Here is a 23,433-nt window from a genome sequence, read left to right on the forward strand (position 1 = left end):
GGCCATGGATCTGACCCTGCTCTACCGGGGGCCGCTCGCCTCCTGCGACTACGACTGTCCCTACTGCCCCTTCGCCAAGCGGCGGGACAGCCCGGAGCGGCTGCGGGCCGACCGGGCCGCGCTCGGGCGCTTCGCCGGGTGGGCCGCCGGGCAGACCGGCGACCGGCTGCGGATCCTGTTCACGCCGTGGGGCGAGGGTCTGGTGCGGTCCTGGTACCGGCGGACGCTGGTCGAGCTGTCGCGCCTCCCGCACGTGGAGCGGGTGGCGATCCAGACCAATCTGAGCTGCCGCACCGAGTGGCTGGCCGAGGCCGACCTGGACACGGTGGCCCTGTGGTGCACCTACCACCCGGGCCAGACGCCGTACGAGCGCTTCCTCGGCAAGTGCCGGGAGCTCGCGGCGCGCGGGGTGCGCTTCAGCGTGGGGATCGTCGGGCTGCCCGAGCACCGGGAGCACGCCCGGCGGCTGCGCGCGGAACTGCCGGAGCAGGTGTACCTGTGGGTGAACGCGGCCGAGGGCCACACGTACACGGACGCGGAGGCCGCGGACTGGACGGCGCTCGACCCGCTCTTCCCGTACAGCCGGCATCCGCACCCCTCGGCGGGGCTGCCGTGCCGCACCGGCGAGTCGGTGGTCTCGGTGGACGGCGACGGGACGGTACGGCGCTGCCACTTCGTGAAGGCCGAGCTCGGCAACCTCTACGACGGCTCGTACCGGGCGGCGCTGCGGCCCCGGCCGTGCCCGCTGGCCGTGTGCGACTGCCACATCGGCTACGTCCACCTGGAGACGCTGCCGTTGTACGACGTGTTCGCCGGGGGCGTCCTGGAACGCGTCCCGGCGCACATCGCGGCGCACACGCCCTAGAGCGGCATCAGGTCGGGGCGCTTCGCCTCGACGTGGTCGCCGGAGCTCTCGCCGCGCAGTCGGCGCCCGATCCACGGGACCAGGTACTCCTTGGCCCAGTGGATGTCGTCCTTGCGGACCTCCAGGGTGCCGCGCGGCGGCTCCGGGGGCCATGCCTGCTCCGGGTCGGCCGGCACCGCCATGCCGAGGACCTGGGCGGCGCGCAGCGCGACCCGGGTGTGGCCCTCGGGCGAGAGGTGGAGCCGGTCGTCGTCCCAGGCCCGCCGGTCCTGGACGGACTTCAGCGACCACAGGTCGAGCACCGGGCAGTCGTACCGGTCGGCGATGGCCCGTACGTGCCCGTTGTACGTGGCGATCTTGCCGCGCAGGTGCTTGAGCAGGGTCACGTCACGGGTGTCGAAGCCGGTCGTCACCATGACGGTGCCGACGGCCGAGGTGAGGTCGGCCACGGCGCGCTCGAAGCGCTCGGCCACGTCGTCGGGGTCGGTGCCGGGGCGGATGATGTCGTTGCCGCCGGCGCAGAAGGTCACGAGGTCGGGGGCGAGTTCCTTCGCCCGCGGGACCTGCTCCGCGACGATCTGGTCGAGAAGGCGCCCCCGTACGGCGAGGTTGGCGTACCGGAAGCCGTCCTGCTCCGGCAGCTCGTCGGCGAGCAGGACCGCGAAGCGGTCCGCCCAGCCGACATACGTCCCGTCGGGGCCGGGGTCTCCGACGCCCTCGGTGAAGCTGTCGCCGATCGCCGCGTACGACCCGAATGCGTTCTTGTCTGTAGATCTCGAATCGTCTGCCACGGGACCACATCTTTCCCCGCCCTGTGTGACCTACGCGACCGTAAGGAGGGGTTGACGCAGGGTGACATATGCCACCGCTAAAGATTCCGCCAAGCCGGAATACGCCGGTGGCCCGGCATGTGCATGCCGGGCCACGGGGTGTCGGGAGGCTGCCGACGTGACGTCGGACGCCCGTCAGATGCTCACGCCGTGCTGGCGCAGGACGGCCAGCGGGTCGATGTCGGAACCGTAGTCCGGCCCGGTGCGCATCTCGAAGTGCAGGTGCGGGCCGGTGACGTTGCCGGTGGCGCCGGAGAGGCCGATCTGCTGGCCGCCGCTCACGGTCTGGCCGGCGGAGACGGACAGCGAGGAGAGGTGGGCGTACTGGGAGTAGGTGCCGTCGGCGTGCTTGATGACGACCTGGTTGCCGTAGGCGCCGCCCCAGCCGGCGGAGTACACGACGCCGGGGCCGACCGCGTGGACGGTGGTGCCGGTGGAGGCGATGAAGTCGACACCGGTGTGGTAGCCGGAGGACCACATGGAGCCGGAGGCGCGGTACGGGGTGGAGATGCCGCCGCTGACGGGGGCGACCCAGCCGGAGGAGGTGGTGGCGCCGGCCGAGGAGGACGAGGCCGAAGAGGAGGAAGAGGAGCTCGCGGCGGCCGGGGCCGAGGCGCGCTCGCTGCCGCGGGAGGCGCGGGAGGGCGCGGTGTCACCGTTCTTGGCGGAGCTCTTCGGCGCGGCGGCCTTGGGAGCCGGGGCGGCCGGGGCGGCCTTGGCGGGAGCGGCCTTGGCGGGGTTCTTGGCGCCGAGGGTGAGCTTCATGCCGGGGAGGATCAGCGAGGGGTTCCCGCCGACGACCTGGCGGTTGTCGCGGTACAGCTTCTGCCAGCCGCCGGCCAGGTGGTGCTCGGTGGCGATCTTCGACAGGTAGTCGCCGCGCACGACGGTGTAGCTGGTGCCCGCGGCGGCCGGGGCCTTGGCGGGGGTGACGGCGGCGGGCGCGACGGCGGCGACGGCCTGGCGGGCGGCCGGGGCGGCCTGCTCGGCGGCGTGCGCGCCGGTGGCGCCGATCAGCGGGAGGGCGACGACGGCGCCTCCGGCGCCGGCGGCCACGAACCCGCGGGTGATCGGGTTGGCCTTGGTACGGCGGTGCTTACCCTTCGCGGGCATGACGGTTTCCTCTCCGTCGCCTGCGAGGTGAGCTGTCGGGTTCGGACGGGAGATGTCCGGTCGCGCGGTCGCACGACTTCACCCCGAGCCGTCCTTCTTCGAAGGGGCCGGCGTCTTACCTGGGTCCCCCGCTCCTGCCGTTCACGGGTGAGTGCGGATTCCGGTCGGCGGCAGGATTCGGCGGTCCGTCCGGAGTGAGCGCGACGCTAGACGAGCGGGGACGACGGGAACAAGCCACCGGTTCCACTCGATCTCGAATTCCTTGATATCCGCCCGGAATTCCGGTCACCCTCCGTGGATGACGGTCTCTCGATCCCCCTTTGCCGAGGGGAATTTGGAAAAGACGATCAGGCACGGTCCGTCATGTTTATGACGCTGCTCACGCCCGCGAGCCCATCTCCCCTGCAACCAGGGCGCCTTATACCCAATCACTCAATACGGACAGATCGCCCATTCCATCCCGATGGGGTGTCCCTGGGGCCCGCCCGCGATGATGATTGCGCCAGGAACCGATCTCAAGAGCAGGAGCAACCGTGACGCGAGCGACGACCGAGCCCGAACTCACCGGCGTACGCAACTTCCGCGACCTGGGCGGACTGCCGACCGTGGACGGCCGGTCCGTGCGCCCCGGGCGGCTTTTCCGCAGCGGTCACCTGGCGCACGCCACGCCCGAGGACGCGGCCTTCCTCACCACCCTGGAGCTGCACACGGTCTTCGACTTCCGCAACGAGGCGGACCGGCGCATCGAGGGCGCGGACGTGGAACTCCCGGGCGTACGGAACGTGAACATTCCGCTCAACGACCCGGCCGACGGCAAGGAGTTCTGGAAGCTCGTCCGCGACGGGGACCTGGCGCAGCTGCGGGGGATCCTGGGCGACGGCAAGGCGGCGGCCCGGATGTCCGATTCGTACCGGAAGATGATTGTCGCGCGGACCGCCGAGCACAGCCGGATCCTGCACGAGATGGCCGAGGACAGCGTCCCCGCCCTGATGCACTGCGCGGCCGGCAAGGACCGGGCCGGTCTCGCCATCGCCATATCGCTGCTCGCGGTCGGCGTGGAGCGCGAGGCGATCGAGGCGGACTACGTGAAGTCCAACGCCCCGCACCGCCGCTACAAGGTGCAGCGCAGCTCCACCGCCCCGGACGGCATGTCGCCCGAGGTGATGGAGCTGCTCGCGCCGCTGTTCGACGCGCGGGTGGAGTATCTGCGGGCCGCCTTCGGGACCATCGAGGAGACCTGGGGCTCGGTCGAGGCCTATCTGGCGGAGGGCCTGACGCTCGCCCCGGAGACCCGGGAGCGGCTGCGCGCGCGGCTGCTCACGACGGCGTAGCTACTTCGCGCCGCCCAGCGTGAAGAGCAGGTAGAGGAACCCGGCGAAGAGGTGGCCGGCGATCAGGTACGCGAAGAGCCGGAGCACCAGGCCCTTGGGGAACTTGCCGTCGCCGCGTTCCTCGCCGGTGACATCTAGGGACTTCTCGGACATGTCAGCCCTTTCTGGTGGTCAGCGCTGAGGGTCAGCGGCCGTGCGGGGTGCCGTCGCCGAGGCACAGGTCGGCGGCGGGGCTCTGCATGAGCGTGTGGACGAAGAGCACCTCGGCGCCGGCCTGTCCGGCCGCGCCGATCCGGTGCGGGGTGAGCGAGTCGTAGTGCGCGCTGTCCCCGGGGTCGAGGAGGTGCACGGTGTCGCCGAGGGCGAGCCGGACCTGCCCCTCCAGGACGTGCAGCCACTCCTCGCCGGGATGGACGCGCACGATGTCGGCCCGGGTCGCGTACGGGATGTGGACCCGCAGCGCCTGCATGGCCCGGCCCGCGCCGCCGGCCTGCCGGTAGATCCAGCCGTCGGCCTCGACCGGCTCGGAGCGCCCGGCCCGGACGACCGGGTCGCGCTCCGGCGGCGCCTCGCCGAGCAGCTCGGAGACCGTCGTACCGTAGATTCGGGCGAGGGCGAGCAGCATCGGCAGCGAGGGCTGCCGGTTCCCCGTCTCCAGGCGCGACAGATGCGCCGGCGAGAGCCCGGCCCGCTGGGCGGCCGCCTCCAGGGTGAGCCCGCGCCGCCGGCGCAGGGCCCGCAGCTGGGGGGCGACGTCCGGTACGACGTCGGTGACGTGGTCCATGCGTCCATTGCGCCAGGCTTGTGCCTCTGAGGCAACTTTCTTGCCCCAGAGGCAAAACCCCGATGGAGCCGGGCCTCCGGCGGGCCGGCCCGTAAGCCCGCTACCGCTGCGCGACCGCCTGCTTGACCAGTGTCTTCCCGAAGTCCCACATCAGTCCGCCGCCCCCGTGGGCGTCGTCCATCACCGCCGTGAAGGCGGTCACGAAGCGGTCGATGTCCGCCTCGTCGATGATCAGCGGCGGGATCAGCTTGATCACCTCCAGGTGGTCCCCCGACACCTGGGTCAGGATGTGGTGGCGCTGGAGCAGCGGCACCACGACCATCTGGGCGAAGAGTCCCTTGCGGGCCGCCTGGAGCATCGTCCAGCGGCTGCGCAGGCCCAGCGAGGACGGGCGGCCGAACTCGATCCCGATCATCAGCCCGCGGCCCCGGATCTCCTTGAGGAGCTCGTAGCGCGGGACGAGCTCGCGCAGGCGCGAGGCGAGCAGCTCGCCCACCCGGCGCACCCGCGCCACGGTGTCCTCGGACTCCATCACCGAGAGCACCGCGAGCCCGGCGGCCATGGCCTGGGCGTTCCCGCCGAAGCTGGCGGAGTGGACCAGGACCCGGTCCATCGAGGAGTAGACCTTCTTGAAGATCCAGTCCTTGCCGAGGGTGGCGCTCACCGGCACATAGCCGCCGGAGAGGGCCTTGGCGACGCAGACCAGGTCCGGCTCGACGCCCTCCTCGTGCTGGTACGCGTAGAAGTCGCCGGTCCGGCCGAGGCCGGTCTGCACCTCGTCGGCGATCAGCAGCGCGCCGTGCCGGTGCAGGAGGTCCTGGGCGGCGCGCAGGAAGCCGGGCGGGGCCTCGTGCACGCCCTTGCCCTGGATCGGCTCGACGATGAAAGCGGCCACGTCGCCCTTGCGCAGCTCCCGCTCCAGGGCGTCGAGGTCGCCGAGCGCGATCGGGGTGTCCGGGAGGAGCGGCGCGAAGCCGTCCCGGAAGCCGTCCTCGCCGTTGACGGAGAGGGAGCCGGTGGTGAGGCCGTGGAAGGCGTGCGCGCAGTAGACGATCCTCGGCCGGCCGGTGGCGTACCGGGCGAACTTGAGGGCGGTCTCGACGGCCTCGGTGCCGCTGTTGCCGAAGAAGACCCGGTCGAGGTGCGGGCTGTGCGCGAGCAGCCGCTCGGCGAGGAGTCCGGGCAGCGGCGGGCAGTCGAAGCGGGTGAGGTCGGCGAGCTGCGCGTCGAGCACGTCGTGCAGCGCCTGCCGGACGACGGGGTGGTGCCGGCCCAGGCCCATGACGCCGAAGCCGGCGAGCATGTCGAGGTGGTCGTTGCCGTCGGCGTCCCAGAAGTGGGCGCCCTCGGCCCGCTCGTAGACCTTGTCGAAGCCGATGGTGTGCAGCATGCGCGGGAGCTGGTGGTTGAGGTGGCGGGCGTGCAGCTCGTAGCGCTCGCCACCGCGCTCGGCGAGCAGTGCCCGCAGGTCGAACGTGCCGCGGGGGCCGGACTCCCCCGTCGTGCGGGGTCCGGACTCCCCCGTCGTGGCCGGGTCACCCGTCATCGTGCGTCACCCGTTTCCGTTGACGGTCTCGCGCACCGCGCGGAGCGACTCCTTGAGCGAGCCCATGGTGGCGAGGACGGCGGTGGGCTCGTAGCCGCAGTGCGCCATGCAGTTGGCGCAGCGCGGGTCCCGGCCGCGGCCGTACTTGTCCCAGTCCGTCTCCTCGATGAGTTCGCGGTACGTCGGGACGTAGCCGTCGCTCATCAGATAGCAGGGGCGCTGCCACCCGAAGAGCGAGTAGTTGGGGATCGCCCACGCGGTGCAGGGGAAATCGGCCTTGCCTTCGAGGAAGTCCAGGAAGAGCGGCGAATGGTTCAGACGCCAGCGGCGCCGGTTTCCACCCGCGAAGGCCTTCTTGAAGAGCTCCCTGGTCTGCTCGACCCCCAGGAAGTGTTCCTGGTCGGGAGCCTTCTCGTAGGCATAGGCGGGCGAGATCATCATTTCGTCGACCTGCAGGTCGTCGTTGAGGAAATTGAGCACCTCGATGACGGTCTGCGGGGTGTCGGTGTTGAAGAAGGTGGAATTGGTGGTGACCCGGAAACCGCGCCGCTTGGCCTCCTTGATCGCCGCGACCGCCTCGTCGAACACCCCCTCCTTGGCCACCGATTCGTCGTGTCGCTCACGCAGCCCGTCGATGTGCACGGCGAACGCGAAATACGGGGAGGGCGTGAACTTGTGCAGGTTCTTGCGCAGCAGCATGGCGTTGGTGCAGAGGAAGACGTACTTGCGCTTGGCCACCAGCTGGCGTGCGATCTCGTCGATCTGAGGGTGCATCAGCGGCTCGCCGCCGGCGATCGAGACCATCGGCGCCCCGGACTCCAGGACGGCGCCGACCGCCTGGGCCACCGGCATGCGCTGCTTGAGGACGCCGGCCGGGTGCTGGATCTTGCCGCAGCCCTCGCACTTGAGGTTGCAGGCGAAGAGCGGTTCGAGCTCGACGATCAGCGGGAACTTGTCCCGCTTGCGGAGCTTCTGTTCGAAGAGATAGGTCCCGACCCGGATGGACTGACGGAGCGGCATGGCCATAACTCGTTCACCTCCTGGGGAGCAGCAAAGAACGGTGCCATTCGAAGAATGCGGGTAGGACCGCACGCAGGACACGGAAGGCCGATATTCCCCCGCGTACCGTGCCGATCCGGACCAGTTCATGTTCTGGGGCGTCCACGACCACCCGGACGGCCGCAACCGGGCGGTCTCCGGCGGCCAGGGCGGTGCTCAGGGTGGCGGCGGACTCCATGTCGACGGCGATCGCGCCGCCGGCCCGCAGCGCGGCCCGCTCGGGACCGCGTACGACGTGGTCGGAGCCGGTCAGCGGGCCGGTGTGGACGGTGCGGCCGGGCAGCGCCCTGGCAAGCGCCTTCACGAGCAGATCGGTGCCGGCGCAGGGGGTGGTGCCGTCGGGGCCGCGGGTCTCCTCGGCGACGACGATGTCGCCGGGGTGCATGCCGGGGGCGAGGCCCGCGCAGAAGCCGGAGGCGATGACGGCGGCGTCCCGCCAGGCTTCCCGGCCGAGGGTGCGCGCGACGGCCCGCCGGGCGTGCGCCGGGCCCATCCCGGTGCGCACGACTGTGACGGGCGCGGGCGCGCCGCCGCGGTCGCCGCTGCGCAGCGCCAGCTTCTCGATGCCGAGCGCGCAGGCGACGACCAGCGGCGGTACGGCGGCCCCGGCGGCCGGGTCCTGGTCCCGGCCCTGGTCCCGGTCCATCAGCGGGCCTCCCGGCCGGGCAGTGCGGGCTCCCCGTTCACGTAGCGGCCGAGCGCGGTGAGCGGGAAGACCTGGCGGTAGAGGTGGTAGTTGATGGAGAAGTCCCAGGGGAACCCGGTGCCGGTGAAGTACGGCTCGTCCCAGGAGCCGTCCTCGCGCTGGGTCCCGGCGAGCCAGGCGACGCCGCGCCGGACGGCCTCGGAGTCGCGTTCGCCGGCCGCGAGCAGGGCGATCAGCGCCCAGGCGGTCTGCGAGGCGGTGGAGGCGCCGTGGCCGATCCACTGCCGTTCCTTGTACGAGCGCAGGTCCTCGCCCCAGCCGCCGTCCTCGTTCTGCACGGACCGCAGCCAGCCGGCGGCCCGCCGGATCGCGGGGTGGCCGCGGGAGACCCCGGCGGCGGTGAGGGCGGGCACCACGGAGCCCGTGCCGTAGATGTAGTTGACGCCCCAGCGGCCGAACCAGGCACCACTGGGCTCCTGTTCGGCGAGCAGCCACTCGATGCCGCGGCGGACGCGCGGGTGGTCCGCCCGGCCCTCCCAGGCGAGCATCTCCACGACATGGGCGGTGACATCGGCCGAGGGCGGGTCGATGACCTCGCCGAAGTCGCAGAAGGGCAGCCGGTTGGGGAAGGCGCTGGTGTTGTCGGCGTCGAAGGCGCCCCAGGCGCCGTTCTTCGACTGCATGCCGGCGGTCCACCGGGCACCGCGGCGTACGGCCGCCTCCACCCGGTCCGGCTCGGGGTGCTTCACCCGGCGCAGCGCGAGGATCACCTCGGCGGTGTCGTCGATGTCCGGGTAGGTGTCGTTGTGGAACTCGAACGCCCAGCCGCCCGGCGGGAGTCCGGGCCGGCGCACGGCCCAGTCGCCGGTGCGGACGATCTCCTCGCCGAGCATCCAGTCGACGGCCTTGACCAGGGCCGGATGGTCGGGCCGTACGCCCGCGTCGGCGAGCGCGATGGTGGCGAGGCAGGTGTCCCAGACCGGGGACTGACAGGCCTCGATCATCCGGACCGGGGCACCTGACTGCCCGTCGGGCCCGGCGGGCCCCTCCCTGCGCCATACGGCGAAGCGGTCGAGGGACTCCAACCCGGCGCGCATCACGGGGTGTTCGAGGTCGTAGCCGAGCAGATGGAGCGCGATCACCGAGTAGACGGCGGGCGGCTGGATCCCGCCCCAGCAGCCGTCGTTCTCCTGCCGCTCGACGATCCAGCGGGCGGCGACGTTCATCGCGGTCTTCCGCAGCCGGCGCGGGGCGACCTTGCGGTAGAGGTGCAGCCCCCTGTCGACGCGCTGGAAGAAGCCGTCCCAACTCGCCGCCGGGGCGAGGGGCTTGACGGGGTTGGGCCGGGCCGGGTCGGTGTGCAGCTCGTCGAGCGGGAAGGGCGCGGGCCGCACCGGCCGCTTGGCGGAGACGACCGTGAGCGGCACGATCGTCTGCCGGGCCCAGCAGCCGAAGTCGTAGATGTTGAGCGGGAACCAGCTCGGCAGGAAGACCAGCTCGGGCGGCAGTTCCGGCAGGTCCTCCCAGCGCCACCAGCCGAACAGGGCCAGCCAGATGCGGGTGAAGACGCGGGCCCGGGCGATGCCGCCCTGCTCGCGGACCCAGGCCGAGGCGCGGGCCATGTGCGGGTCCTCGGGGGCGTCCCCGGCGAGCCGCAGGGCGACATAGGCCTCGATGGTGGCGGAGAGCTCGCCGGGCCCGCCGTGGAAGGTGGCCCAGGTGCCGTCCTCGCGCTGCTCGCCGCGGATGTGGCGGGCGGAGGCTCCGGCGGTGTCCGGGTCGAGGATGCCCAGGAACCGGCGCAGCAGGAGGTCCTCGGCGTCCATGGTGACGTTGGTCTCCAGATCGCCCTTCCACCAGCCCTCGGGGTCCTGGCGGCCGAGGAGGTGGGCGACGGATCGTTCCGCCGCGCGGGCGGCCGCCTCGTCGAGAGCGCCCGGCGAGAAGGCGGGCGCGGTGGTGCCGGTCGTGGTGGCGGTGGTCGTGGTGGTGCTGGCCGCGGCCGCTCGGGGTCCCATGGCCCCGGCGTTTCCGTCGGTCGTCGCTGTCATGGCTTCCCCTTCGTGCAGGTGGTGTACTGGCGCGTACTTTCTGCTTCTTCGGGTCTGCCGTCGGCCGGTGCCGGGTGGCACCGGCCGGCGACTGCGCACTCATATCAGAGCGATGGTGATCATCTCTTCCGTACGACGACGAAATCGGCCAGGGCCGTCAGCTGCTCGCGCACATGGGCCGGCAGGTCCACGTCGTGCAGGGCGCTGATGGCGATCTCGTGCTGGCGGCGGGCCTCCTGGGAGGTCCACTCGCGGCCGCCGGCCTCCTCGATGAGGGCGGCACGGGCGGCGAACTCCTCCTCCGAGAAGGAGTCGAAGTCCGTGCTCTTGGCGTCGGCCGCGAGCAGTTCGCCCAGCCGCTCGGAGGCGGGGCCGCCGGCCGCGAGGGCCGCGACGACGGGCAGCGACTTCTTGCGCTGGCGCAGGTCGGACCAGGTCTGCTTGCCGGTGGACTCCGGGTCGCCCCAGATGCCGAGGAGGTCGTCCACGGCCTGGAAGGCGAGGCCCAGGTGGTACCCGTACTCCTCCAGCTTGTCGGCGGTCCGGTCGTCGGCGCCCGCGAGGACGGCGCCGATGGAGGCGGCGCAGGCGAGCAGGGCGCCGGTCTTGTTGCCCTCCATCTCCAGGCACTCCTCGACGGTGACCGTCTCGCGGTGCTCGTAGGAGATGTCCTGCGCCTGCCCGTCGATGAGCTTGCGGTTGGCGGTGGTCAGCCGGCGGGTGGCGCGGCCGGCCTCTACGGTGCCGAGTTCGAGCAGCAGCTCGTTGGCGAGGGCGGAGAGCGCGTCGCCGACCAGGATGGCCTGGGCGGGGCCGTACACCTTCCACACGGTGTCGCGGTGGCGGCGCTGCTCGTCGCCGTCCATGAGGTCGTCGTGGAGCAGCGAGAAGTTGTGCACGAGCTCCACGGCGACCGCGCCGGGGATGCCGACCTCGGGGGCGGCGCCCGCGGCCTCGGCGGAGATCAGGGCGAGCGCGGGGCGCACGGCCTTGCCGCTGTCGCCCACGGTCGGGTTGCCCAGGGCGTCGATCCAGCCGAAGTGGTAGGCGGCCACGGTGTCCATGGGCGGCGCGAGGCGGTCGACGGCCGCCCGCATGACGGGCGTGGACAGGGCGCGGCCCCGCTCCAGCAGTGCGGCGACGTCCGCGGTGTCGACGGCCGGATTCCCCGGGGGCACAGTCGGCACGGTCTCTCCTCTAGTTCCGGTGGTCACACTCATGCCGCCTCCTGAAGCGGGTGATCATAATGGCGGCCGAGTGCGGAGAGTGCGGCGCCGGCGGCGCTGAAGCCGCTGCGGACGGCACCCTCCATGGTCGCGGGCCAGCCGGTGGCGGTCCACGCACCGGCCAGATGGAGGCCGGGCGCTCGGGTGCGGGCGCCGGGGCGGAGCCGGCCGACGCCAGGGGTGGGGGCGAACGTGGCGGTGCGTTCGCGGGTGACGAAGACGTCCCGGACGCCGGCGCCGCGGGCGGCGGGCAGCAGCCGCTCCAGCTCCGGCAGATAGCGCTCGCGGAGGACGGCGACGGGCTCGTCGATCTCGTCCTGCGCGGCGGACTGGGAGATGGCCAGGTACTGGCCGGGGCCGGTGAGCCCGGAGGACTCGGTGCGGTCGAAGACCCACTGGACGGGGCTGCCGATCGCGGTGAAGAAGGGCCGGCGCAGCACCTTGCGGTCGTAGACGACGTGCACGTTGAGGATGGGCGCGGTGCCGATGTCGAGGAGCCGGTCGGGGTCGTCGAGGGCGCCCTCGGGCAGCAGCGCGTGGGCCTCGCGCTGGGGGACGGCGAGGACGACGGTGTCGGCCTCCAGGGTCTCCCCCGGCAGCCGCACGCTCCACCGTCCGTCGTCGCCGCGGGTGATCCGCTCGGCCTTGGTGCGCAGTTCGGTGCGCACGCCGAGGGCGTCGAGGGCCTTGCGGGCGAGGGTGTCGTGCAGGTGGCCGAGCGGGACGTGGGCCCAGCCGATGTCGGCGGCGCCGTTCTCGGAGAGCAGGCCGGTCTTGAAGACCTTGGCGGCAAGACCCATGGAGGCGTGCGGCGCGACGGCGTTCAGCGTCGCCACGCCGACCAGGTCCCACAGGGCCTCGACGGTACGGGCCGACTGGCCGTGCCGGCCGAGCCAGGTGCCGAAGTCGATGCCGTCGAGTGCCGGGTCGGCCGGGTCCAGCTTCTTCAGCGCGAGCGCGGCGCGGGCGACGCTCGCCCGCTCGCCGGGCGACAGATGCGGATACGTGGCGAGGCTCCGCGCCAGATGCAGCGGTACGGGCAGCGCGTCGCGCCGCAGCCGCCCGAGCCGCGCCCCGCCCGGGTGCCCGACGTCGAGCACGGGCACGTCGAGCCTCGGCTGCACGGGCGCGAGGTGCGCCCCGTCGACCCGGTCCAGGAACCAGCGGTACGCGGTGCAGCAGCGCAGGTACACATGCTGCCCGTTGTCGACGGTGAGTTCCCCGCGCCGGAACGAGAACGCGAGCCCCCCGAGCCGCGGCCGCCCTTCGAGCAACGTGACGTCAAGACCGGCCTCGGCCAGCTGCAACGCGCTGGTGACCCCGGCGAGCCCACCTCCGACCACCACGGCCCGGTGGCGCCGCCCCCCGTGCCCGGGCACACCGGTGGCACCCCCGGTGACGCGAATGTCGTCGGCGGTCATGCGGCCTCCCCTCGGAACGTCGTGATCAGGGACGCGGAACGGACGGTGCGGGTTGTCCGGCACGCGCCGGCTCCGTACCTCACGCCGGCCTCCTCACCGTGCGGCGCGAGATGTGGCGGGCGTCCAGGCCCGAGAGGCCGCGGACGGCGACGTAGGCCTTCTCGTGGCCGGGGAGGGAGACGCGGCCGCGCAGGACGGCCTCGGGGGCGCGTTCGATGCGGTCGAGGAGGCGGCGGTAGATGCCGGCCATGGCGGCGACGCAGGCGCCGCTGCGGCGGTCGAGCATGGGGAGCAGCCGGTAGCCCTCGGCGAAGAGGGCGCGGGCGCGGCGGACCTCGAAGTGGACCAGGCCGGCGAAGTCGGCGCCTGGCGGCGGGGTCTCGGCGGCGAAGCCCGCGGAGCAGCCGAACTTGGCCAGGTCGTCGGCCGGGAGGTAGGTGCGCCCGTTGCCGGCGTCCTCGCGGACGTCGCGCAGGATGTTGGTGAGCTGGAGGGCGAGGCCGAGGGTGTCGGCGTACTCGGGGGCGCGGTCGGCGCCGATGGCGCCGGGCTGGGTCCCGAACACGCCGAGCGAGAGCCGGCCGATCGCGCCGGCCACGCAGCGGCAGTAGACCTTGAGGTCGTCCCAGGTCTCGTAGGTCTCGCCGCGCACGTCCATGAGGACGCCGTCGATGAGCTCGTCGAGTCCGTCGAGCGGGATCGGGAAGTGGCGGGCGGTGTCGGCGAGGGCGACGGCCACCGGGTCGGTGTCGTCCTCCTCGATCTCGCCGGCGCGGATCCGGGCGAGGATCGCGCGGGTGCCCTCCAGGCGCTCCTTCTTGTCGGCGGGCGGGAGCGGCCCGTCGCCGATGTCGTCGACCCGCCGCGAGAAGGCGTACAGCGCCGACATGGCCTGGCGCTTCTCGGCCGGCAGCAGCCGGATCCCGTACGCGAAGTTGCGTGCCTGCTGTACGGTCACGGCCTCGCAGTAGCTGTACGCGGCCTGCACCGGCGCGGACGGCTGGGACTGTCCCTCCACTGTGCGGCTCACCCCTCTCTCCGCGCCGTGAGCAGGACGGCGCCCGCCCGGCGCATCAGACTCGGTTTGGTGGCCTTGGGCGGCCCGGGCAGGACGTCGAAGCCCGCGGCGGCGATCGCGTCGAGTGCCGCGTACCCGCCGCCGGTGAAGCCGGCGAGCAGCAGCCGGAGCCGGCCGCGGACGCTGCCGACGAGCGGGGCTCCGGAGTCGAGCAGGGCGCGGGCCCGGTCGGCCTCGAAGGCGATGAGGGCGCGCACGGAGGCCCCGGCGGTGGGGGCGGCGAGGTCGTCCGTGGTGACGTGGAAGCGCTTGAGGTCCTCGGCGGGCAGATAGACCCGGTCGCGGGCCAGGTCCTCGGCGACGTCCTGGAGGTGCTCGACGATCTGGAGCGCGGTGCAGATCTCGTCGGAGCGGCGGATCCGCTCGGGGGTGGCGGTGCCGGTGATGCCGAGCACGAGCCGGCCGACCGGGTTCGCGGACAGCTCGCAGTAGGCGAGCAGGTCGTCGTAGGTCTCGTAGCGGCGGACCAGCTGGTCCTGCCGGTTGGCGGCGACCAGGCCGAGGAAGGGCTCCGGGGGCAGCCCGCAGCGCTCGACGGTGGGCACGAGGGCGCGGAGCAGCGGGTGGTGCGGGGCCTCGCCCGCGGGGTCGAAGACGCGCCGCAGGTCGGTCTCGAAGGCGTCGAGGAGGGCGATCCGGTCCTCGGCGTGCTCGGGGGCGACGCCGAGGTACCGGGCGTCGGCACCGCCGGGGGCGAGGTCGCCGTCGCCGATGTCGTCGACGAGCCGGGCGAAGCCGTAGACGGCCATCAGGTCGTCGCGCCAGGCGCGCGGCAGGAAGAAGGGGGCCACGGGGAAGTTCTCGTCCGCGGCCTTGCCGAGAGTGGAGTGCGAGGATTCTTCGTCTCGCACCTGCCGGATTCCGGTCACCGGCCGCTGCCCGACGCGGGGACGGCGACACCCTCGTGGAGCTGGAGATTCTGCGTCATGGCCGTCACATCTCCCGTTCTACACCGCGGATCCAATCCATCCTATTTCGGACACGCCGCCGAGCCCTGCCCGTGGCCCTCCGCCCGGTGCCCGGACGCCCTGGGGTATGGACCCTCTCGCCGCGAAACAGACCGGTACAGCTTACGTTGTACGGGGCCGGATGCCGCGCCGGGGGGCCGGGCACCTCTGGACAACACCGGGTGTGGCGTCAACCTTCCCGCCGGGGGCGGAAGTTCACACGTTCCCGGGCTCGTCCTTGACCTTGTCCCGGCGTGCCTCCCCGGGGCCCCGGGGGCGCCGCCCGGGGTGTCAGGGCTCGCGGGTGCCGGAGACCACCATGGCGAGGGTCGAGTCGACGACGTCGTCCCGGCGCTGGGCGGGCAGCCGCCGCAGCGGCCCTTCGAGGAGGAGCAGGGACAGTCCGTGCACGGCCGACCACGCGGCGGCGTCGGCGGCAGGGCGGGCGGCGCGAGGCGGCCTGGCGGTCGCGCCGAGGGCGGTCAGCGCGTCGGTGAGCAGGGTGAAGGCCCGTACCTCCCCGGCTCCGCCGTAGGCGTCCGCGTCGCCGTCGGCGCCCTCGGCGGGGTCACGGGGGGTGCCGAAGGCGGACCGGTAGAGGCCGGGCTGTTCCACGGCGAAGGCCACATAGCCCCGGCAGAGGGCGGCGAGCCGGGTCTCGGCGGCGAGGGCGGTGTCGTCGGCGCCGGGCATCCGGGCGGCGGCCCGCTCCATCGAGTCGGCGAGGGCCCGCCGGGCGTGGTCGCGGACGGCGGCGAGGAGTTCGCCGCGGCCCTCGAAGTGCCGGTAGGCGGCGGTCGGCGAGACGCCGACCCGGCGGGCCGCCTCGCGCAGCACGACGCGCTCGGGTCCGCCTTCGGTGGCGAGACCGACGGCGGCGCAGATGAGGGCGTTGCGCAGGTCGCCGTGGTGATAGGTCTTTCCTCCCGGGAACACTGGCATGCGCTCATCCTGCCCGATGTTGACCGCATGAACATTCCAGGTGGGAGCGTGACGCGTGAAAACCGGACGTGCGTGAACACACTCGCGCCCCCTCCGATCAATCGGCGGGGGCGGCGGTGGTGGTGACACGGCGCGCGGAAGCGCCGCGCGGGTGCCGGCAGGTGCCGGCTTGGTGCTACTTGCCGGTCTCGCGCTCGTAGGCGGCGATGACCTCGTCGGTCGGGCCGTCCATGAGCAGCTCGCCCTTCTCCAGCCAGAGCACGCGGTCGCAGGTGTCGCGGATCGACTTGTTGCTGTGGCTCACCAGGAAGACCGTGCCGGCCTCCTTGCGGAGCTCTCGGATGCGGGCCTCGGAGCGGATCTGGAACTTGCGGTCACCGGTCGCCAGGGCCTCGTCGATCATGAGGACGTCGTGCTGCTTGGCGGCGGCGATGGCGAAGCGGAGCCGGGCGCCCATGCCGGACGAGTAGGTCCGCATCGGCAGCGAGATGAAGTCGCCCTTCTCGTTGATGCCGGAGAAGTCGACGATGTCCTGATAGCGGTCCTTGATCTCCTCACGGCTCATGCCCATGGCGAGGCCGCCGAGGATGACGTTGCGCTCACCGGTCAGGTCGTTCATGAGCGCGGCGTTGACGCCGAGCAGCGAGGGCTGGCCGTCGGTGTAGACCTTGCCGCTCTCGGTGGGCAGCAGGCCGGCGATGGCGCGCAGCAGGGTCGACTTGCCGGAGCCGTTGCTGCCGATGAGGCCGATGGCCTCGCCGCGGTAGGCGGTGAAGGACACGCCGCGGACGGCGTGCACCTTGCGCACCCCGCGCTCGGTGTCGCCCTTGCGCCGGCGGACGATCCGGCTGAGGGCCGCGGTGGCGCTGCCCTTGCCGCCGGCGCCGCCGTTGACCCGGTAGACGATGTGGACGTTGTCCGCGATGACGGTGGGCACACGGCCCTGGGAGTCGTGGTCAGCCACGGCCGTACCTCTCCTCGGCCTTCCAGAAGTAGACGAAGCCGCCCAGGCCGATCACCACGGACCAGGCCAGGGTGACGAACCAGACGTGCGGCGGGAGGTTGGACGCGCCGTAGCCGTCGATGAGCGCGAACCGGATGAGGTCCATGTGCAGCGCGGCCGGGTTGTACTGGAGCACGTCGGTGATCCAGGCCGGCTTGTCCTCCAGCATCACCGTGATCGAGAACATGACGCCGGACGCGTACATCCAGGTACGCATGATGAACGGCATCAGCTGCGCGAGGTCGGGTGTCTTGGCGCCCATCCGCGCCACGATCATGGCGAGGCCGGCGTTGAACACGAACTGCAGCAGCAGCGCCGGGAGGATGAGCAGCCAGCTGAGCGAGGGGTAGCTGCCGAAGGCCACGGCGACGGCGAACAGCACGATCATCGAGAACAGCAGCTGCTGGAGCTGCTGGAGCGCGAAGGAGATGGGCAGGGTGGCCCGGGGGAAGTGCAGCGCCCGCACCAGCCCGAGGTTGCCCGAGATCGCCCGGACGCCCGCCATCACCGAACTCTGGGTGAAGGTGAACACGAAGATCCCGGTCACCAGGAACGGGATGTACACGGACCGCGACATGCCCTTGCTGGCGCCCAGGATCAGGCCGAAGATCAGGAAGTAGACCAGCGCGTTCAGCAGCGGCGTCACCACCTGCCACAGCTGTCCGAGCTTGGCCTGGCTGTACTGGGCGGTGAGTTTCGCCTGCGAGAAGGCCAGGACGAAGTGCCGCCGTCCCCACAGCTGGCGGATGTACGCCACGAGCCCCGGCCGGGCCCCGCTGACGGAGAGTCCGTACTTCGCCGCCAGCTCGGCCGGGCTCAGGCCGTCGTCGGCGGACGGTCGGGCGCTCGTCACGACCCCACCGTCCTGGGATGTGTCACTCACAGTCGAAACTTTCGTGTTCGGGATGCGCGGCAGTTCGGGTACCACGATGTCAGACGACGGGCGGGCGTCCCATCCGGGTCAGCCGCCACACCGTACGCCACCTCATGGGGTGCCTTGGACCGCAGGGGGTCCGCCAGCCCGCCCGGAATCCGCCGAACCATGCTCTGAGGGCCGGTACGGAGGGCCGCCGCGCCAGCGTGAGCAGCAGCCAGACGCCGAGATAGACCGGCACCAGGGGTGCGGGAAGATTGCGGCGGGCCAGCCACACTCGGTTGCGGGCCACGTTGAAGTGGTACGTCGCATGCCGGGACGGCGGGGTGGTGGGGTGCAGCAGCACCATGTCGGAACGGTAATCGATCATCCAGTCGGCGTCGAGAGCCCGCCAGGCCAGATCGGTCTCCTCGTGCGCGTAGAAGAACGCGTCCGGGAGCCCGCCGACCTCCGCGAAGACCTTGGTGCGCACCGCGTTGGCGCCGCCGAGGAAGGTGGTCACCCGTGAGGAGCGCATCGGGTCCGCGGCGCGCAGCCGCGGCACGTGCCGGCGCTGGGTGCGGCCGGTCTCCGGGTCGGCGATCCGGAAGCTGATGATGCCGAGCGTCGGATCGGCGGTGAAGGCCTGCCGGATCAGCTCCGCGGTGTCGCTGTTGGCGAGCAGGCCGTCGTCGTCGAGGAAGAGCAGTGCGTCGACGTCGCTGCCGCCGGGTCCGAAGGCCTCGATGCCGATGTTGCGGCCGGCCGGGATGCCGACGTTCTGCGGGAGGGTCACCGAGCGGACGCCCGCGGGCAGCCCGGTGACCTCCACGCCCTGGCCCACCACGACCACCTCAACCGGGTCGCCCTGCTGCCGGGCGACCGAGTCGAGGAGGGCGCGCAGGTCGTCGGGGCGGTTGCCCATGGTGATGACGACCGCGCCCAGCTTCATCGGCCTGGTCATGGTGGCCGTCCTCACTTGAGCCTGCTGGAGGCCAGGATCGACACCAGGTGCAGCACGGTCTGCAGCAGCGCGATGCCGGCGAGCACGGCGACGCCGAGCCGGGAGAAGAAGAGGTCGCCCCGGGCCTGGTCCGCGACGGCCAGGACCAGGATGAGCAGTGAGGCCTCGATCCCCAGGATCAGGCGGTGGAACTTGAGCGCGCCGGCGGCGCGGCGGGCGAGCGCCATGCCGGAGGAGCGCGGCTCGGACGCCGCCTCCTTGACGGGCGGCATGCCGTTCTGGTGCCGGGCGACGCCGACCAGGTCGGTCTCCGCCTTGATCAGGATGGCGCCGAGCGCGGCCAGGGTGCCGAGGAAGGCCCACAGCCAGTCGATACGGCCGCCGCCCCACGGGTCGGCGGCGCGCAGGCCGAAGCCGACGAGCACGGCCGCGTCGCACAGGTAGGCGCCGACCCGGTCCAGGTAGACCCCGGCCAGCGAGTACTGCTTCTTCCAGCGGGCCAGCTCGCCGTCGACGCAGTCGAGCAGCAGATAACCCTGGACGGCGATCACGCCGAGCACGGCGCCCCAGATACCGGGCACGAGCAGCGCGGGCGCGGCGAGGACTCCGGACAGCGTCATCAGGTAGGTCAGCTGGTTGGGCGTGACCTTGGTGTTCGCCAGGTGGCGGGTGATCCGCAGCGAGATCTCCCGCATGTACAGGCGGCCGCCCCAGTGTTCCCCGCTCCGCCGGTCCTTCACACCCGGCGGGTGGACGACCGGTCGGAGCTCAGCTACCGATGGTTTTGGCATAGTCGGCGTACGCGTCCCTGATCTGGTCTGTGGACAGGTCGAGGTGCTCGAGGATGGTGAAGCGGCCGGGCCGGGTCTGCGGGGCGAAGTCGACCGCCCGTACGAACTCGTCGACGGTGAAACCCATCTCCTCCGGGAGCACGGGAAGCCCGTGCCGCCGCAGCGTGGCGACGATCTGGGCGGACTCCTCGCGGGCGCCGCGCAGATGCATGGCGAAGGCGGCACCGAGGCCGCACTGCTCGCCGTGGCTGGCCGCGCGCGTGGGGTAGAGCAGGTCGAAGGCGTGGCTGATCTCGTGGCAGGCGCCCGAGGACGGGCGGCTGTCGCCGCTGATCGACATGGCGATGCCGGACATCACCAGGCCCTCGGAGAGGGTGACCAGGAAGTCGTCCTCGCCGACGCCGCCGGGGTGCCGGAGCACCGCCTCGCCCGCGCTGCGGGCCATGGCGGCGGCCAGGCCGTCGATCTTCTCGCCGGTCTCGCGGTGGGAGAGCTCCCAGTCGGCGATGGCGGAGAGGTTGGACACGGCGTCGCCGATGCCGGAGCGGACGAAGCGGATCGGCGCGTCCCGGATCACGTCGAGGTCGATGACCAGCGCGATCGGGGTCGGCACACCGTAGGAGCCGCGTCCGTTGTCGTTGTCCAGGGTGGAGATCGGCGAGCAGATCCCGTCGTGCGACAGGTTGGTGGCGATGGCGACCAGCGGCAGGCCGACCCGGGCCGCCGCGTACTTGGTCACGTCGATGATCTTGCCGCCGCCGAGCGCCACGACCGCGTCGTACCGCTTGCCGCGCATGGCGTCGGCGAGCTTGACGGCCTCGTCGATGGTGCCGCCGGCGACCGGGTACCAGTCGGCGTCCGGCAGCTCGGGGGCGAAGCGGTCACGCAGCTTGAGGCCGGAGCCGCCGCTGATGGCGACGGCGATCCGGCCGTTGCTGGAGATCCGCTGGTCCGCGAGGAGCGTGGACAGGTCGTCCAGCGCTCCGCCGCGGATGTCGACGACGACCGGCGACGGGATCAGCCGGGTCAGTACTGGCACGCGATGTCACGGCCCTTCGCGAGGTCGTCGTGGTTGTCGATCTCGACCCACTTGACGTCGCCGATGGGGGCCACGTCGACGGTGAAGCCGCGGTTGACCAGCTCCTGGTAGCCGTCCTCGTAATAGAGGTCGGGGTCGCGCTCGAAGGTGACCTTCAGGGCGTCGGCGAGCTCCTCGGCGGCCTCGGCCTCGATGAGGGTGACACCGATGTACTCGCCGGTCGCGTCGGCCGGGTCCATCAGCTTGGTGATCTTCTGGACGCCCTTGCCGTCGGCGGTGACGACCTTCATCTCCTCGTCGGCGAGGTTCTTCACCGTGTCGAGGGCGAGGAGGATCTTCTGGCCGTTCCCGCGGGCGGCGAGCAGGGTCTTCTCGACGGAGACGGGGTGGACGGTGTCGCCGTTGGCGAGGATCACACCGCGCTTGAGGACCTCACGCGCGCACCACAGGGAGTAGGCGTTGTTCCACTCCTCGGCCTTGTCGTTGTCGATGAGGGTCAGCTTCAGGCCGTACTTCGCCTCCAGCTGCTCCTTGCGCGCGTACACGGCCTCCTTGCGGTAGCCGACGACGATCGCGGCCTCGGTGAGACCGACCTCGGCGAAGTTCTTCAGCGTGAGGTCGAGGACCGTCAGCGAGCCGTCGCCGGCCGGGTCCACGGGCACGAGGGCCTTCGGAAGCGTGTCGGTGTAGGGGCGCAGACGCCGTCCGGCACCGGCTGCCAGTACGAGGCCAATCATGCTGTCTCTCCTTCGTCATGTACGGCGGGTGCTCCGGAGGAGACCCAGAAGCGGATGGACTCCGCGAGCACCACGAGACCCACGGCGACCGCGAGTGCGGTGAGGGCCCAGGTGAAGTCGTCGCCACGGTCCGCGAGCAGCGCGGCGAGCGCGGCCACCACGAGCGTGCGCCCCTCGTGGCCGCCGACGGTGCGCACCAGCCAGGCGGGCGGCGCGCCGGTGCCGCCGCGAATGCGGTACACCGTGTCGTAGTGATGGTAGGCGACGGCCGCGACCAGCCCGAATGCGGCGGGAAGGGCCTGGGGGGCGTCCGACGTGGCCGCGAGGAACAGGATCGTGCCGTACTCGGCGGCGCGGAAGAGCGGCGGGACGAGCCAGTCGAGCTTGCCCTTGAGGGGGGCGGCGACGGCCTGCCCTGCCAGGAAGGCGTACGCGACGGCGGCGCCGACCGTGGCCCAGCCGGGGCCCGTCACGGCGGCGCAGACCAGTACGCAGGCCGCGCCGAGCAGGGCGAACAGCGGGGCGACGAGGCCCCGGGCACGGCCACGGCGGAAGAGCCGGGCGACGGCAGAGGCCAGCGGCCCGGAATCGGTGAGGTCGTACAGCGCCTGGGCGGCGCGGTCGGTGCGCGGGGCCTTGCGGCCGAGCGAGCGCAGCAGCCGGCCGGCCGTGGTGTAGCAGGCACCGAAGGCGCAGCCGATGATCAGCGCCCAGAAGACGATCCGGGGGCTGGTGACGGCGGTGAGGACGGCGATCATCGCCCAGCGCTCGCCGATCGGCAGGATGATCATGCGCCGGGCCCAGACCGTCCAGCCGACGCTGTCGAGCCGGCTGGACACGCCCAGGCTGGTCTTGGCGGTGCTGCCCGCGCTCGCGTCGTCGTTCGTGTTCGCCTCGTTGAAGGCGAAGTCCACGACGTGCCGGCAGGTCATGAGGACCATGGCGCCGAGCGCGAGCGCCCAGACGTCGTCGCCGTCGCGGGCCGCCCCGAGCGCGAGACCCGCGTAGAAGGAGTACTCCTTGGCGCGGTCGAAGGTGGCGTCGAGCCAGGCGCCCATCGTCGAGTACTGCAGGGAGTAGCGGGCGAGCTGCCCGTCGGTGCAGTCGAGGACGAAGGAGACCAGGAGCAGCACACCGGCCGCGACGTAGCCGACCCGGTCGCCGGTGGCGGCGCAGCCGGCCGCGAGCAGCGCGGTGAGCAGCGAGGCGGTGGTGACCTGGTTGGGGGTCAGGCCGCGGCGCGCGCACCAGCGGGCGATGTAGCGCGAGTACGGGCTGATGAAGAAGGTGGTGAAGAAGCCGTCGTGGGCCTTCACGGCGGACTTGAGGCGTACGGCCTCCTCGTCGACGGCCTCGACGGCGGTACGCGCCTGGTGGCGGGCCTCCGGTCCGTCGGGCACGGCGGCGACCAGGGTGCCGAGCGCGGGCCGGTGGACGGCGACGCCGTCGGCGTCGAGCGCGGCGGCGAGGGTGTCGGGGAGGCTGTCGGCGACGGCCTGGTCCGCGCCGTTCGCCGCACCGGCACCGGCACCGGCACCGACGCTGGCACCGGCACTGGCACTGGCACTGGCGACGGCGTGGCCGCCACCGGGTCCACCGGAACCGCCGACCGGCACCTCGGCCGCGTCGAGGGCGCGGGCCAGGGCCGGGCGGGCCTCGGGCTGCGCGGTGAGCGCGCCGGGCGCCGCGGCGGCCGGGAAGCGGGGGTCGGTGAGGGCGAGCCGCAGCGCGTGGAGGTGCCCGACGAAGCGGGGATCCACGACGGCGACGCGCTGCCCGGCGGGCACGCCGGCAAGCAGCGCGCCCGTCTCGTGGGGGCCTGAGGCGACCTCGACGTGGAAGCCGAGGGACCGCAGATCGGCGTCGAGCGACGATCCGGGTACCGGCGGACCGGTGAGGATGGCGGTCGACAGGGCGAACTCACTCCTTGGAGCTGGCGGACGGGCCGGCGGGGCCCCGGCACGGTCCGGACACGGCGAGGCGGTCCGGCACCGGCGGCGGCACGTCGGCTGAGGCTATCGGATGACGGAAGCTCGAGTTCACCGAGGTTTCGCGGGACGGCCGTCCCGCATCCGCCCCGTGTCCGCGCGGGTACGCCAGGTGTCGGTGTGATCATCATGGGCGATCCGCCGCCCGGGCGACAAACCGCGGTCGGCGCCCGTCCCCGGGCCCCTTTCGGGGTCCGTTTCGGCCACTCCCTGCCCGAT

The 23,433-nt window shown here is 72.3% G+C and carries 22 protein-coding genes and 1 riboswitch; of the genes, 2 read left to right on the plus strand and 20 right to left on the minus strand.

What is annotated here, in order from left to right; genetic code table 11:
• The first annotated feature begins 4 nt into the window (after window positions 1–4).
• A complete protein-coding gene (locus AB0C73_RS10970) occupies window positions 5–865 on the plus strand; it encodes an STM4011 family radical SAM protein (RefSeq protein WP_362527376.1) in 861 nt (286 codons plus the stop codon).
• On the opposite strand, the gene AB0C73_RS10975 is transcribed toward AB0C73_RS10970, so the two are convergent.
• On the minus strand, window positions 862–1,656 hold the full coding sequence (locus AB0C73_RS10975; protein ID WP_362527378.1) for an SGNH/GDSL hydrolase family protein: 795 nt from the start codon (window positions 1,654–1,656) through the stop codon (window positions 862–864). The genes AB0C73_RS10970 and AB0C73_RS10975 overlap by 4 nt on opposite strands.
• Window positions 1,657–1,830: 174 nt before the next feature.
• Window positions 1,831–2,808, minus strand: coding sequence for a LysM peptidoglycan-binding domain-containing M23 family metallopeptidase (locus tag AB0C73_RS10980; RefSeq protein ID WP_362527381.1), 978 nt, complete (start codon window positions 2,806–2,808; stop codon window positions 1,831–1,833).
• A 4-nt stretch (window positions 2,809–2,812) separates the two neighbouring features.
• A riboswitch (cyclic di-AMP (ydaO/yuaA leader) is annotated at window positions 2,813–3,001 on the minus strand.
• A 340-nt stretch (window positions 3,002–3,341) separates the two neighbouring features.
• On the opposite strand from AB0C73_RS10980, the gene AB0C73_RS10985 reads away from it, so the two are divergent.
• The gene (locus AB0C73_RS10985) at window positions 3,342–4,139 is read left to right on the plus strand and encodes a tyrosine-protein phosphatase (protein WP_362527383.1); all 798 of its coding nucleotides are present in this window, start codon (window positions 3,342–3,344) and stop codon (window positions 4,137–4,139) included.
• Here the strand turns inward: AB0C73_RS10985 and AB0C73_RS10990 are convergent, their stop codons facing one another.
• From AB0C73_RS10990 to AB0C73_RS11075, 18 genes are all read right to left on the minus strand, one after another.
• Complete coding sequence (locus AB0C73_RS10990; protein WP_362527385.1) at window positions 4,140–4,292, minus strand: DUF6126 family protein; 153 nt, start codon at window positions 4,290–4,292, stop codon at window positions 4,140–4,142.
• 31 nt (window positions 4,293–4,323) lie between these two features.
• Window positions 4,324–4,923 carry a helix-turn-helix domain-containing protein gene (locus AB0C73_RS10995; protein WP_362527387.1) on the minus strand — a complete coding sequence of 200 codons (600 nt, stop codon included), beginning with the start codon at window positions 4,921–4,923 and terminating at the stop codon, window positions 4,324–4,326.
• A gap of 100 nt (window positions 4,924–5,023) precedes the next feature.
• On the minus strand, window positions 5,024–6,469 hold the full coding sequence (locus AB0C73_RS11000; RefSeq protein WP_362527390.1) for an aspartate aminotransferase family protein: 1,446 nt from the start codon (window positions 6,467–6,469) through the stop codon (window positions 5,024–5,026).
• Window positions 6,470–6,475: 6 nt separating this feature from the next.
• Complete coding sequence (hpnH, locus tag AB0C73_RS11005) at window positions 6,476–7,495, minus strand: adenosyl-hopene transferase HpnH (RefSeq protein ID WP_362527393.1); 1,020 nt, start codon at window positions 7,493–7,495, stop codon at window positions 6,476–6,478.
• A gap of 7 nt (window positions 7,496–7,502) precedes the next feature.
• Window positions 7,503–8,174 (minus strand): 1-hydroxy-2-methyl-2-butenyl 4-diphosphate reductase, encoded by a 672-nt coding sequence (locus AB0C73_RS11010; RefSeq protein ID WP_362527395.1) that lies wholly within the window; start codon window positions 8,172–8,174, stop codon window positions 7,503–7,505.
• On the minus strand, window positions 8,174–10,225 hold the full coding sequence (shc, locus tag AB0C73_RS11015; protein WP_362527397.1) for a squalene--hopene cyclase: 2,052 nt from the start codon (window positions 10,223–10,225) through the stop codon (window positions 8,174–8,176). The genes AB0C73_RS11010 and shc overlap by 1 nt, the downstream gene beginning before the upstream one ends.
• A gap of 119 nt (window positions 10,226–10,344) precedes the next feature.
• The gene (locus AB0C73_RS11020; RefSeq protein WP_362527400.1) at window positions 10,345–11,445 is read right to left on the minus strand and encodes a polyprenyl synthetase family protein; all 1,101 of its coding nucleotides are present in this window, start codon (window positions 11,443–11,445) and stop codon (window positions 10,345–10,347) included.
• A complete protein-coding gene (gene hpnE, locus AB0C73_RS11025) occupies window positions 11,442–12,872 on the minus strand; it encodes a hydroxysqualene dehydroxylase HpnE (RefSeq protein WP_362527402.1) in 1,431 nt (476 codons plus the stop codon). The genes AB0C73_RS11020 and hpnE overlap by 4 nt, the downstream gene beginning before the upstream one ends.
• A 79-nt stretch (window positions 12,873–12,951) precedes the next feature.
• Window positions 12,952–13,902: a presqualene diphosphate synthase HpnD gene (gene hpnD, locus AB0C73_RS11030; protein ID WP_362527405.1), complete on the minus strand. Its 951-nt coding sequence runs from the start codon at window positions 13,900–13,902 to the stop codon at window positions 12,952–12,954.
• The gene (gene hpnC / locus AB0C73_RS11035) at window positions 13,899–14,819 is read right to left on the minus strand and encodes a squalene synthase HpnC (protein WP_362527408.1); all 921 of its coding nucleotides are present in this window, start codon (window positions 14,817–14,819) and stop codon (window positions 13,899–13,901) included. Before hpnC ends, hpnD begins: the two co-directional genes overlap by 4 nt.
• A gap of 369 nt (window positions 14,820–15,188) precedes the next feature.
• On the minus strand, window positions 15,189–15,839 hold the full coding sequence (locus AB0C73_RS11040; protein WP_362527410.1) for a TetR/AcrR family transcriptional regulator: 651 nt from the start codon (window positions 15,837–15,839) through the stop codon (window positions 15,189–15,191).
• A 175-nt stretch (window positions 15,840–16,014) separates the two neighbouring features.
• Window positions 16,015–16,803 (minus strand): ABC transporter ATP-binding protein, encoded by a 789-nt coding sequence (locus AB0C73_RS11045; RefSeq protein ID WP_362527412.1) that lies wholly within the window; start codon window positions 16,801–16,803, stop codon window positions 16,015–16,017.
• On the minus strand, window positions 16,796–17,725 hold the full coding sequence (locus tag AB0C73_RS11050) for an ABC transporter permease (RefSeq protein ID WP_362527414.1): 930 nt from the start codon (window positions 17,723–17,725) through the stop codon (window positions 16,796–16,798). The genes AB0C73_RS11045 and AB0C73_RS11050 overlap by 8 nt, the downstream gene beginning before the upstream one ends.
• Window positions 17,726–17,774: 49 nt before the next feature.
• Window positions 17,775–18,659, minus strand: a complete 885-nt coding sequence (locus AB0C73_RS11055) for a glycosyltransferase (RefSeq protein WP_362527416.1) — start codon at window positions 18,657–18,659, stop codon at window positions 17,775–17,777.
• Window positions 18,660–18,670: 11 nt separating this feature from the next.
• Window positions 18,671–19,450: a CDP-alcohol phosphatidyltransferase family protein gene (locus AB0C73_RS11060; protein ID WP_362527419.1), complete on the minus strand. Its 780-nt coding sequence runs from the start codon at window positions 19,448–19,450 to the stop codon at window positions 18,671–18,673.
• Window positions 19,428–20,489 carry an iron-containing alcohol dehydrogenase family protein gene (locus tag AB0C73_RS11065; protein WP_362527422.1) on the minus strand — a complete coding sequence of 354 codons (1,062 nt, stop codon included), beginning with the start codon at window positions 20,487–20,489 and terminating at the stop codon, window positions 19,428–19,430. Before AB0C73_RS11065 ends, AB0C73_RS11060 begins: the two co-directional genes overlap by 23 nt.
• A complete protein-coding gene (locus tag AB0C73_RS11070) occupies window positions 20,477–21,226 on the minus strand; it encodes a phosphocholine cytidylyltransferase family protein (protein WP_362527425.1) in 750 nt (249 codons plus the stop codon). Before AB0C73_RS11070 ends, AB0C73_RS11065 begins: the two co-directional genes overlap by 13 nt.
• Window positions 21,223–23,139 carry a DUF5941 domain-containing protein gene (locus tag AB0C73_RS11075; RefSeq protein ID WP_362528020.1) on the minus strand — a complete coding sequence of 639 codons (1,917 nt, stop codon included), beginning with the start codon at window positions 23,137–23,139 and terminating at the stop codon, window positions 21,223–21,225. The genes AB0C73_RS11070 and AB0C73_RS11075 overlap by 4 nt, the downstream gene beginning before the upstream one ends.
• Window positions 23,140–23,433: the final 294 nt, after the last annotated feature.

Source organism: Streptomyces sp. NPDC048623, assembly GCF_040650755.1.
Taxonomy (GTDB): domain Bacteria; phylum Actinomycetota; class Actinomycetes; order Streptomycetales; family Streptomycetaceae; genus Streptomyces.

What these genes read in the sequence shown, in the direction of transcription:
- AB0C73_RS11060 (WP_362527419.1), bottom strand. Translation starts at nt 19,450, where the DNA reads ATGCCAAAACCATCGGTAGCTGAGCTCCGACCGGTCGTCCACCCGCCG.
- AB0C73_RS10970 (WP_362527376.1), top strand. Translation starts at nt 5, where the DNA reads ATGGATCTGACCCTGCTCTACCGGGGGCCGCTCGCCTCCTGCGACTAC.
- AB0C73_RS11055 (WP_362527416.1), bottom strand. Translation starts at nt 18,659, where the DNA reads ATGACCAGGCCGATGAAGCTGGGCGCGGTCGTCATCACCATGGGCAAC.
- AB0C73_RS11070 (WP_362527425.1), bottom strand. Translation starts at nt 21,226, where the DNA reads ATGATTGGCCTCGTACTGGCAGCCGGTGCCGGACGGCGTCTGCGCCCC.
- AB0C73_RS10990 (WP_362527385.1), bottom strand. Translation starts at nt 4,292, where the DNA reads ATGTCCGAGAAGTCCCTAGATGTCACCGGCGAGGAACGCGGCGACGGC.
- AB0C73_RS10995 (WP_362527387.1), bottom strand. Translation starts at nt 4,923, where the DNA reads ATGGACCACGTCACCGACGTCGTACCGGACGTCGCCCCCCAGCTGCGG.
- AB0C73_RS10980 (WP_362527381.1), bottom strand. Translation starts at nt 2,808, where the DNA reads ATGCCCGCGAAGGGTAAGCACCGCCGTACCAAGGCCAACCCGATCACC.
- AB0C73_RS11040 (WP_362527410.1), bottom strand. Translation starts at nt 15,839, where the DNA reads ATGCCAGTGTTCCCGGGAGGAAAGACCTATCACCACGGCGACCTGCGC.
- AB0C73_RS11010 (WP_362527395.1), bottom strand. Translation starts at nt 8,174, where the DNA reads ATGGACCGGGACCAGGGCCGGGACCAGGACCCGGCCGCCGGGGCCGCC.
- hpnH (WP_362527393.1), bottom strand. Translation starts at nt 7,495, where the DNA reads ATGGCCATGCCGCTCCGTCAGTCCATCCGGGTCGGGACCTATCTCTTC.
- shc (WP_362527397.1), bottom strand. Translation starts at nt 10,225, where the DNA reads ATGACAGCGACGACCGACGGAAACGCCGGGGCCATGGGACCCCGAGCG.
- AB0C73_RS11020 (WP_362527400.1), bottom strand. Translation starts at nt 11,445, where the DNA reads ATGAGTGTGACCACCGGAACTAGAGGAGAGACCGTGCCGACTGTGCCC.
- AB0C73_RS11000 (WP_362527390.1), bottom strand. Translation starts at nt 6,469, where the DNA reads ATGACGGGTGACCCGGCCACGACGGGGGAGTCCGGACCCCGCACGACG.
- hpnE (WP_362527402.1), bottom strand. Translation starts at nt 12,872, where the DNA reads ATGACCGCCGACGACATTCGCGTCACCGGGGGTGCCACCGGTGTGCCC.